Annotated in this window: 9 protein-coding genes; 2 read left to right on the top strand and 7 right to left on the bottom strand. The window is 73.6% G+C overall.

What is annotated here, in order from left to right:
• Together F2B26_RS11695 and imuA' are read right to left on the bottom strand one after the other, a co-directional pair.
• Nucleotides 1-1,296 (bottom strand): DNA polymerase Y family protein (locus tag F2B26_RS11695; RefSeq protein WP_159809559.1); only part of this gene is annotated, 1,296 nt, incomplete at its 3' end.
• Complete coding sequence (gene imuA', locus F2B26_RS11700) at nt 1,293-2,048, bottom strand: DnaE2-dependent mutagenesis accessory factor ImuA' (protein ID WP_159809561.1); 756 nt, start codon at nt 2,046-2,048, stop codon at nt 1,293-1,295. The genes F2B26_RS11695 and imuA', both read right to left, overlap by 4 nt.
• Before the next feature lie 246 nt (nt 2,049-2,294).
• On the opposite strand from imuA', the gene F2B26_RS11705 reads away from it, so the two are divergent.
• Entirely contained in the window at nt 2,295-2,831 is a 537-nt protein-coding gene (locus tag F2B26_RS11705; RefSeq protein WP_159809563.1) for a YbhB/YbcL family Raf kinase inhibitor-like protein, read from the top strand.
• Nucleotides 2,828-3,373 (top strand): YbaK/EbsC family protein, encoded by a 546-nt coding sequence (locus tag F2B26_RS11710; protein ID WP_159809565.1) that lies wholly within the window; start codon nt 2,828-2,830, stop codon nt 3,371-3,373. Before F2B26_RS11705 ends, F2B26_RS11710 begins: the two co-directional genes overlap by 4 nt.
• A gap of 6 nt (nt 3,374-3,379) precedes the next feature.
• Here F2B26_RS11710 and F2B26_RS11715 read toward each other — a convergent pair whose 3' ends face one another.
• The 5 genes from F2B26_RS11715 to F2B26_RS11735 form a co-directional block, all read right to left on the bottom strand.
• Entirely contained in the window at nt 3,380-4,213 is an 834-nt protein-coding gene (locus F2B26_RS11715) for a TrmH family RNA methyltransferase (protein ID WP_159809567.1), read from the bottom strand.
• Nucleotides 4,214-4,244: 31 nt separating this feature from the next.
• Nucleotides 4,245-5,444 (bottom strand): MFS transporter, encoded by a 1,200-nt coding sequence (locus tag F2B26_RS11720; RefSeq protein ID WP_235929634.1) that lies wholly within the window; start codon nt 5,442-5,444, stop codon nt 4,245-4,247.
• Nucleotides 5,445-5,517: 73 nt separating this feature from the next.
• Nucleotides 5,518-7,506, bottom strand: coding sequence for an ABC transporter ATP-binding protein (locus tag F2B26_RS11725; RefSeq protein ID WP_159809569.1), 1,989 nt, complete (start codon nt 7,504-7,506; stop codon nt 5,518-5,520).
• Nucleotides 7,503-9,242 (bottom strand): ABC transporter ATP-binding protein, encoded by a 1,740-nt coding sequence (locus F2B26_RS11730; protein ID WP_159809571.1) that lies wholly within the window; start codon nt 9,240-9,242, stop codon nt 7,503-7,505. Before F2B26_RS11730 ends, F2B26_RS11725 begins: the two co-directional genes overlap by 4 nt.
• On the bottom strand, nt 9,236-9,931 hold the full coding sequence (locus F2B26_RS11735; RefSeq protein WP_159809573.1) for a TetR/AcrR family transcriptional regulator: 696 nt from the start codon (nt 9,929-9,931) through the stop codon (nt 9,236-9,238). The genes F2B26_RS11730 and F2B26_RS11735 overlap by 7 nt, the downstream gene beginning before the upstream one ends.
• Nucleotides 9,932-10,090: the final 159 nt, after the last annotated feature.

A 10,090-nucleotide genomic window follows, 5' to 3' on the forward strand; every position in this document is an offset into this window, starting at 1 on the left:
CCGGCCCGGCCAGGGCAGGTCGAGCCGCCGCTCGGGCGGCACCTGCTGGCCCCAGGGGTGGACCTGCACCTGCTCGCGCACGTCGCGCCCGCCCTGGACCGCGGCGACGAGAACCTCGTCGGCGCCGAGCAGCCCTTGCACCCGCTCGAGAGCCCGGGCCGCCCGGACGTCCGCCCCGGACGCGGCTCCCCACAACCTCCCCTGCTCGACCCCGGCCGGCCCGACGTCCAGGGCGGTGAGCGTGAGGCGGACGAGCGCGACGGGAGGCTGTTCGTCCTCGGGCGAGGTGAGCCGGGCCTGGGCCGTGAGCCAGCCCTCGAGCTGCCAGCGCACCCGGTCGGTGACCCGGGCCGGGGTGAGCGCGCCCCAGCCCCCGGAGTCGGTGCGCCAGACCCGCACCAGTGCGGTGCCGTTGTCGGTCCGGGCCGCGATCTGCAGCCGTCCGCAGGTCAGCCGGCGCTCGGCGAGCATCGTGTGCAGCCGTTCGGCCAGGGCGCGTCCGACGAAGGCGGCGCTGTCCACCCGGTCGGCCGGTGGGTCGAGCTCGGCCTCCACCTCCAGGTCGGGTTCGGGCCGTCGCCGTGCGGGCGGCCGGGCCGCCAGACCGAGGGCCAAGGTGTGCGCCCAGGTCCCGGTGCGGCCGAACCTGGCGTGCACGTCGGGGGCCGGCAGCGCCGCGAACGCCCCGAGGGTGCGCAGCCCGAGCCGGTGCAGCAGGTCGACCAGCTCGGCCACCTCACGGGCCTGGGCGTCCCCGGTCGCGGCGTGCACCAGCTCACCGATGCCGTACGCGCGCAGGAACTGCGCCGAGGCACCGGCCTCGACGACCGCACCGGTACGGGCGGCCAGCACAGCGGCCAGCAGACCGTCGGCGGTGCCGACCCCGCACTCGTGGCCGGTGCGCTCCCCCACAGCCTCGACCAGCGCGATCGCGAGCGCCTCCTCCGACCCGTGGTAGCGACTGGCCCCGCCGGCCGGCAGCAGCAGGAGCCCGGGGCGGACCACCTCGACCCCGGCGACGACCTGCTCGGTCGCGGCAGCCACAGGTTCGAACGCGACCTGGTCCCGTCCTTCGTCCGCGGGCAGCAGCACGAGCTGGGGGCAGCAGCCCTGGGCGGCGCGCCGCCGCATGCCACGGCGCACGCCCTCGGCCCGGGCGGTGGCGGACGTGGCCACGACGCGACGTCCGTCGTGCACCGCGGCCGGGCTGTGCGCAGGTACCCCGGCCACGGCCATGGCTGCCACGACCGGCCAGTCCGGCACCCAGACGGCGGTGGTCCGCACGGAGCCGTTCATCCGACCAGCCTCAGGCCAGGGGTCGGCACCAGCGGCGCGGGCCCGCTCGTCGGTGGCGGCACCGGCAGCCGCAGGTCGAGCGCGGGCGCCCGCACCCGGTCCCGGCGGACGACGTGCAGCCGTGCGGAGCGCAGCCGCCCGGCCCCCGCCTGCAGACCGGACCCCTCCTGCAGACCGACCCAGCGGGCACCGGTCACCTCCAGGACCGCCTGCCCCCCGGACCAGACCGAGGTGGTGAGCACCGCGGCACCGCGTTCGCGGACCCGGGCGACCAGGCGGCGCACATCGGCCGCGGGCAGGGCGACCTCCGGCCCGACGACGACGAGGCCGAACCCGTCGACGAGCGCTGCGAGCACGGTCGCCGCCTGCGCACCTGGTCGTGGCACGAGGGCGAACCGGTCGAGCGGCACACCGCTGCGCGCGGCCGCCAGCACGCCCAGCCCGGGGTGACCGACGGCCACGGCCCAGGCACCGTCCGCACAGGCGTGCGCGACCATCGCGAGCAGCAGGGCGGACGAGCCGAGCACCGCGGTCACCGCCCCCCGACGCAGCCCCTCCGGGAGCAGCGGTGCCAGCCCGGGCGGTACCGCCATCGGCGGACGTTCCTGGGTGAGCAGGCTGACCGCGCGTACCCCGGACTGCTCGACGGGCTCCGCCGCCGCGAGGGCGACCCGCCGGGCACCGGTCCGTTCCTCGGCCAGGGCGAGCGCAGCGCGGGCCCTGTCCGCCCGGGTCTCGGCCGTCACCGTCATCGCACCTCCTCCGACCCACCGAGACCTGCACCCCCGCCGTGGGGCCCTGCGTTCACGTCGACGACACCGGTCCGCACCGCGTTCACCGATGTTCGAACATGCGTTCGATGCTAGCAGTATGGGCCGACAGCGCTCCCCCGCCCGTCGTCGTCCGCCACCCGCCCCACGCGGCGTCCCACACCCCGCACCGCCCCGTACGCGAGATGATGGGGGCACCCCCGCCCAGGCCCCGCCGAGGAGACTCACGTGACATCGCTGGACCGCCCCCAGGCACCCGATCCGTACACGCTGCTGCCGGTCGTCCCGGCCTTCGAGATCCGTTCGGACACGTTCACCGACGGCGACCGGCTGCCGGACGAGACCACCAACACCCCGCGCGGCCGCAACCTGTCCCCGCACCTGGTGTGGTCCGGCTTCCCGGAGCAGACCCGCTCGTTCGCCGTCACGTGCTTCGACCCCGACGCCCCGGGGCCGTCGGGCTGGTGGCACTGGACCGTCGTCGACCTGCCGGTGTCCGTGACCGGGCTGGCGGCGGGTGCCGGTGCGGCCGGTCAGCCGCTGCCCAGCCCGGCGCTCAGCCTCGCCGGGGACGACGGCATCCCGGGCTACGTCGGCGCCGCCCCGCCGCCCGGGGACCAGGTGCACCGCTACTTCTTCGTCGTGCACGCCCTCGACGTGCCGGCCCTCGGCCTGGAGCCGGACACCTCGCCCGGTGCGGCGAACAGCGCCCTGGTGTTCCACACGATCGCCCGGGCCGTGCTCGTGGGCACCTACTCCCGGTGAGCGGGCTGGACTGGGGTCCGGCGCTCGACCGGCCCGACCTGCTCGCACCCGGCACCGCCGCGGCGCTGTCGGCCTGGGCGGCCACGACGCCCGAGGTCGCGGCCCGGGTGCTCGTCGCCCCGATCGACCCCGAGCTGGCCGACACCGCCACGCTCACGCAGGCGTTCGCCCTGGACCCGAGCGCGAGCGTCAACTGCGTCCTGGTCGCCGGCCGGCGCGACGGCGAGGAGCGGCTGGCCGCGGCCGCGGTGCGCGCCACCACGAGGGCCGACGTCAACGCCACGGTGAAGCGGCTGCTCGACGTGCGCAAGGCCTCGTTCCTGGCCACCGACCGCGCGGTCGCCGAGTCCGGGATGGAGTACGGCGGCATCACCCCGCTCGGCCTGCCGCCCCGGTTCCGCGTGCTGGTCGACTCCCGGGTGGACGACGACGCCCTCGTCGTCATCGGCTCCGGTCTGCGCCGGTCCAAGATCGGGCTGCCGGGGTCCCTGCTGGCCGCCGCGCCCGGGGTGCAGGTGGTCGAGGGCCTGGGTCTGGGCTGACCGAGCTCAGCGGGTGGCCCAGAACGCCACGGCGGCGGCCGAGGCCACGTTGAGCGAGTCCACGTCACCGGCCATCGGGATGCGCACGACGAGGTCGGCGGCCGCGAGGGTGGCGGGCGAGAGCCCCGGCCCCTCCGACCCGAGGACGAGCGCGAGCCGGTCCGGCAGGTCGGCGACCAGCGCGTCGAGCGTGATCGAGTCGTCCGACAGGGCGAGCGCCGCGGTGACGAAACCCTGCGCGCGCAGCAGCTCCACGCTCGCCGGCCACGGGTCGACCCGCGTCCAGGGCACCTGGAACACGGTGCCCATGGAGACCCGCACGGAGCGCCGGTACAGCGGGTCGGCGCAGGTGGGGGTGATGAGCACCCCGTCCATCCCGAACGCGGCGCACGCCCGCAGCGCGGCCCCGACGTTCGTGTGGTCGACCAGCCCGTCGAGCACCGCGATGCGCCGCGCACCGGCGAGCACCTCGTCCAGCGGCAGCGGGGTCGGCCGGTGCATCGAGGCGAGCGCCCCGCGGTGCACGTGGAAGCCGGTGATCGCCTCGAGCACGGGCTCCTGCGCGACGTAGACCGGCACCGGCCCGTCGTCGGCACCCGGCGGCACCGGCGCCGCGTCGAGCATCGCCTCGACGTCGGCCAGCCAGCGCGGAGCGCACAGCACGGACCGGGGCCGGTGGCCGGCAGCCAGGGCGCGGCCCAGCACCGTCGAGCTCTCGGCGATGTAGAGCCCCCCGGCGGGTTCGACCCTCGTGCGCAGCGCGACGTCGGTGAGCCCGACGTAGTCGACGAGCCGCGGGTCGTCGGGGTCGGTGATCGTCACACGTTCGAACCGGGCCACGGTCTCGATCCTGCCAGCAGCGCTGGGTCGGTCAGTCGACGGCGGCGGCGACGGCCCGCCGCGCGCTCACGGCGCCGCCGGTCATCGAGGCCACGACACCGAGCACCCCGAGCACGGGGACCAGCACGAACGCACCGTGCGTGCCGACCTGGTCGGCGAGGGCGCCGAGCACGAACGGCGCGATGCCGATGGCGAGCCCCGAGGCGACCGACGAGCGCCCCTGGGCCTTGTCCTGGTGGTCGCCGGCGGCGGCCAGCACCATGGACTGCGACAGCGGTGCGGTCAGCCCGATCCCGGCGCCGAGCACGACGAGCCCCGCGACGGCGACGGCGGTGACGGTCGCCGTCCAGAGCACGGCCCAACCGGCCACCGCGACGACGAACGCGATCGCGAGCATGCGGGCCGGTCCGAGCCGCGGTGCGATCGGGCCCAGCACCAGGCGGGCGGCGGTCATCCCGAGCAGCAGACCGGCCGTGGTGGCCGTGGCGATCCCGGCCGAGGCGCCGGTCTGCTCGCGCACCAGGGCGGTCGACCAGAAGGTGGTGGCGAACTCGAGCGAGATGCCGGCGACGAGCGCGACGAGGAACCAGATCCCGGTGGACATGGGCAGCTTGTCGCGCGAGGCGACGATCGGGGCGGCGTTCTCCTCCCCGTCCCGGGTGCGCCAGGCGATGGCCGCGACGCCGAGCAGGATGAGCACGACCACGACGACGGCCGGCCGCCAGCCCCAGCCGAGGCCGACGACCACCCCCACCGCGAGCGGGGCCAGCAGCCCGATGCCGGAGCCGACCCCGTTCGCCTCGGACAGCACGGCGGAGGCGGCGAGCGGCTGGTGCCGGGCGAGCCCGACGGTGGCGGTCGACATCATCGCGACCCCGCCGACGGAGAGCACGAGCATGGCGCTCAGCGTCCAGACGATGCCCGGGCCGAGCAGCAGCGCGACGACCCCGACGAGCATGAGCAGCGCCTCGCACACGAGGGCCCGGGGGCGCCCGGTGCGGGCCACCAGCCTGGGGGCCACCCAGCCGGCGAGCAGCGAGCCGGCGGCCATCGCGGTGCCGTGCAGCCCGGCGAGGGCGCCGGACACGTGCTGCTCCTCCGCGAGCAGCGACACGCTCGGGTTGAACGAGTAGAGCAGCCAGCCCCACGCGATGAAGACCGTGTAGAGACCGAGGGTGTAGGAGTCACGGCGCACCCGGGGAGCTGCCGGGGGCGTGGAGGATGCTGGCACCCGAGAAGCCTACGGCCCCTCGAGTGCCAGCATCGAATCGATTCGTCCCGCTGCGACGCGCCCGTCGCAGCGGTCAGTCGACCTCCGCAGCCGCCGCGGCGAACTGGCTCTGGTACAGCCGCGAGTACGCCCCGTCGGCCGCGAGCAGGTCCTCGTGCGAGCCCTGCTCGACGATCTGCCCGTGCTCCATCACGAGGATCACGTCGGCGTCCCGGATGGTCGACAGCCGGTGCGCGATGACGAACGAGGTACGCCCCTTGCGCAGGGCGTTCATCGCGTTCTGCACGAGCACCTCGGTCCGGGTGTCGACCGAGGACGTCGCCTCGTCGAGCACCAGGATCGCGCGGTCGGCCAGGAAGGCCCGGGCGATGGTGAGCAGCTGCTTCTCCCCCGCCGAGACCGTGCCGCCCTCGTCGTCGATCACCGTGTCGTAGCCGTCCGGCAGGGTGCGCACGAACCGGTCGACGTGGGTGGCCTTCGCCGCCTCGACCACCTGCTCGCGGGTCGCCCCGTCGACGCCGTAGGCGATGTTGTCCGCGATGGTGCCCGAGTACAGCCAGGTGTCCTGCAGCACCATGCCGATCTGCGAGCGCAGGTCGTCACGGGTGAGCGACCGGGTGTCGACACCGTCCAGCGTGATCGACCCGGAGTCCACCTCGTAGAACCGCATGAGCAGGTTGACCAGCGTGGTCTTGCCCGCCCCTGTCGGCCCGACGATCGCGATGGTCTGCCCCGGTTCGGCCACCAGGTCGAGGTCGTCGATGAGGGGGGTCTCCGCCTCGTAGCGGAACGACACGTCCTCGAACGCCACCCGCCCGCGCACCGGGGTCACGAGCGCGGCGGCCGGCTCCGGGTCGGCGCCCTGCTCCTCGGCGTCGAGCAGCTCGAACACCCGCTCGGCCGAGGCCACCCCGGACTGCAGCAGGTTGGCCATCGAGGCGATCTGGGTGATGGGCTGGGTGAACTGGCGCGAGTACTGGATGAACGCCTGGACGTCACCGAGCGTCATCGTGCCGGAGGCCACCTTGAGCCCGCCGAACACCGCGACGATGAGGTAGTTGAGGTTCGCGATGAACCCCATCGCCGGCTGCATGACGCCCGAGATGAACATCGCCTTGAAGCTGGCGTCGTACATCGCCTCGTTGCGCTCGTCGAACACCCGCTGGGCGTCCGCCTGCCGGTTGAACACCGTGACGAGCGCGTGGCCGGTGAACATCTCCTCGATGTGGCCGTTGACCTCACCGGTGTGCTTCCACTGCCGGACGAACTCCGGCTGCGACCGCTTGCCGATCATCATGGCGACGACCGCCGACAGCGGCACCGTGACGAGCGCGACGAGGGCCAGCACGGGCGAGATCCAGAACATCATGGCCAGCACGCCCACGACGGTGAGCACCGAGGTGATGAGCTGGGACAACGTCTGCTGCATGGACTGGGCGATGTTGTCGATGTCGTTGGTGACGCGCGAGAGCAGGTCACCGCGCGAGTTCCCGTCGACGTACCGCAGCGGCAGCCGGGACAGCTTGGCCTCGACGTCGTTGCGCAGCGTGCGCGCGGTGTTCTGCACGACGGTCGCGGTCAGCCGCCCCGCGAACCAGCCGGCGAGGAACGACGCGGCGTAGACCGCGACCACCACCAGCAGCACCGAGCCGAGCCGGTGGAAGTCGATGCCCTTCCCGACCACGACGTTGTTCATCGCCGCGAGCATGTCGGCGACCGAGCCCTGGCCCTGCGCCCGCAGCCCGGCGATGACCTGGGCGACCGGGGTGCCGGCCGGGACGCCACGCGCCCCGAGCATGGCGCCGACCACGCCCTCGAAGATGACGTTGGTCGCGTTGCCGATGAGCTTGGGGGCCACGACGGCCGCGCTCACCGAGATGACCGACAGCACGGCGATCGCGCTCAGCCGCACCCGTTCGGGGGCCAGGGTGCGCAGCAGACGCATCCCCGAGCCCTTGAAGTCCATCGACTTGGCGGCCGGCATGCCCATGCCGCCCATCGGGCCGTGGCCCATGGGTCCGCGGGCCGCCGGACGCGCGGGGGCCTTGTCCTGCGTGCTCATGCCTGGGCCTCCGACGCGCTCAGCTGGGAGTAGACGATCTCCTGGTAGGTCTGCGAGCTGGCCATCAGCTCGGTGTGCGTGCCCTGGGCGACCACCTGCCCGTCGTCCAGCACGACGATGTGGTCGGCGTACCGGATGGTGGCGACCCGCTGGGCCACGATGAGCACCGTGGCGTCGGCGGTCTCGGGTGCCAGCGCCGCGCGCAGCCGGGCGTCGGTGGCGTAGTCGAGCGCCGAGAACGAGTCGTCGAACAGGTAGAGCAGGGGTCTGCGGACCAGAGCACGCGCGATCGCGAGCCGCTGGCGCTGACCGCCGGACACGTTGGTGCCGCCCTGCGCGACCGGTGCGTCGAGGCCCTCGTCGAGCGCCTCGACGAAGTCCTTGGCCTGCGCGATCTCCAGCGCGTGCCACAGCTCCTCGTCGGTGGCGTCCTCCTTGCCGTACTGCAGGTTGGACCGCACGGTCCCGGAGAACAGGTAGGGCTTCTGCGGCACGAGGCCGATCCGGTTCCACAGCTGCTCGGGGTCCAGCTCGCGCACGTCGACCCCGTCGAGCAGCACCGCACCGGCGGTGGCGTCGAACAGCCGCGGGATGAGGCTGAGCAGCGTCGTCTTACCCGAGCCGGTGGCGCCGATGATCGCCGTGGTGCGCCCCGGCAGCGCCTCCAGGTCGACGTGACGCAGGACGGGGTCCTCGGCGCCGGGGTAGGAGAAGGAGACGCCCTGCAGCTGCAGGTGCCCGTTCGCACCGGCCGGCAGCCGGACGGGGTGCGCGGGCGGCAGCACGCTCGTGCTGGTGTCGAGCACCTCGCCGATCCGGCCCGCGGAGACCATGGCCCGCGGGACCATGACGAACATCATCGAGGACATCATCACGGCCATGAGGATGTACATGGCGTAGGTGATGAACGCGGTGAGCTGGCCGACCTGCATCCCGCCGACGTCGATCCGGTGCCCGCCGAACCACATGATGGCCACGGTCGTGAGGTTCATCACGAGCATGAGCGCGGGGAACATGAGCGCCATCAGCCGGCCGGTCGCCAACGAGGCGGCGTACAGGTCGTTGTTGGCGGCGCCGAAGCGCTCCGACTCGCGGCGCTCGCGCACGAACGCCCGCACGACGCGCATCCCGGCGATCTGCTCGCGCAGCACCCCGTTCACCTTGTCGATCCGGGCCTGCATCTGCCGGAAGTACGGCACCATCCGGGACACGATGAGCCCGACGACCAGGCCGAGCACCGGGATCACCACGACGAGCACCCCGGACAGCTTGAGGTCCTCCCGCATGGCCATGACGGCGCCGCCGATGAGCATGATCGGCGCCATGACAGCGAACACGGCCGTCATGAACACGACCATCTGGACCTGCTGGACGTCGTTGGTGGTGCGGGTGATGAGCGTCGGGGCGCCGAACTTCGCGACCTCCTGGGCCGAGAACTCCTGGACGTGGCCGAACAGCCGACGACGCAGGTCGCGGCCGAACCGCATGGCGGTCCGCGCACCGAAGTAGGTGGCGATGACGGCGGCGACCACCTGGCCGAGGCTGACCGCGAGCATCCAGCCGCCGGTCTGCCAGATGACGGTGGTGTTGCCGGCGGTCACGCCCTTGTCGATGATCCGGGCGTTGAGGTTGGGCAGGTACAACGTGGCGATCGTCTGGACCAGCTGGAACACCAGCAGGGCCGCGACGGCGCCACGGTAAGGCCGCAGGTGCTCCCGCAGCAGTCGCATCAGCATGAGGTGGATCCCTCCGGGACGAGGTCGGCAGGTGGGGGAAGGTCCGGGTCGAGGACCCCGGACAAGAAGAAGCGGGCCAGGGCCCGTGGGTCGATGGCCGACCGCTGCTCACCGGAACGGGCCAGCTCGACCGCACGCACGGCCGAGCCGACGAGGACGGTCTCGAGCAGCTCGGCGGCCTCCTCCGGCCCGATCCGCAGCCGGTCAGCGTCGGGGGCGAGCAACCCGGCCAGCTCGGCGCGGATGGCTGCGGCGACGGTGCGCCGCTTCTCCTGCCAGGCGGACGGCTTGCCGTGGTGGTCGCCGCCGTGCTCGGGACGTCCGAGCTGGTGCAGCAGGGACATCCAGGCCACGGTCCGTTCGACCCGCTGGCGACCGACCTGCATGACCTGCGTGACGCGTTCGTCCAGCGGCTCGTCCGGGTCGATCGCACGCATCGCGTCGAGCATGTGGCTCGGGTCGATGGCGGAGGTCACGGCCTCGCGCACGAGGGTCGTCTTGTCCTCGAAGACCCGGAACAGCGTCCCCTCCGCCACCCCCGCGGCTGCGGCGAGGTCGCGGGTGGTCACGGCGGTGCCGCGTTCGAGGATGACCTCCTGGACCGCCGCCAGGATGGCGGTACGACGCTCGTCAGGTGGCAGCGGCGCCGCACGTCCGGTGCGCGCGGCGGCGTCGGGGGCGGGAAGCATGCACCCAGCCTAAGTGAGTGAGTGCTCACTCACCAAATGTCGAGGTCGCAGGTGCGGGTCGCGGCGACCCCGCGACCCGCACCCCGCCTCAGGACTGCTCGGGCGGGGTCGGCCGGAACGGCGCCGGCGGCGGCACGGGCGCCCCACCCGGACGCTGAC

It is taken from the genome of Cellulomonas citrea (assembly GCF_009829685.1).
GTDB lineage: Bacteria > Actinomycetota > Actinomycetes > Actinomycetales > Cellulomonadaceae > Cellulomonas > Cellulomonas citrea.

Excerpts from the sequence above, each read along its gene's own strand:
- F2B26_RS11735 (WP_159809573.1), bottom strand. The coding sequence starts at position 9,931 with ATGCTTCCCGCCCCCGACGCCGCCGCGCGCACCGGACGTGCGGCGCCG.
- imuA' (WP_159809561.1), bottom strand. The coding sequence starts at position 2,048 with ATGACGGTGACGGCCGAGACCCGGGCGGACAGGGCCCGCGCTGCGCTC.
- F2B26_RS11725 (WP_159809569.1), bottom strand. The coding sequence starts at position 7,506 with ATGAGCACGCAGGACAAGGCCCCCGCGCGTCCGGCGGCCCGCGGACCC.
- F2B26_RS11730 (WP_159809571.1), bottom strand. The coding sequence starts at position 9,242 with ATGCTGATGCGACTGCTGCGGGAGCACCTGCGGCCTTACCGTGGCGCC.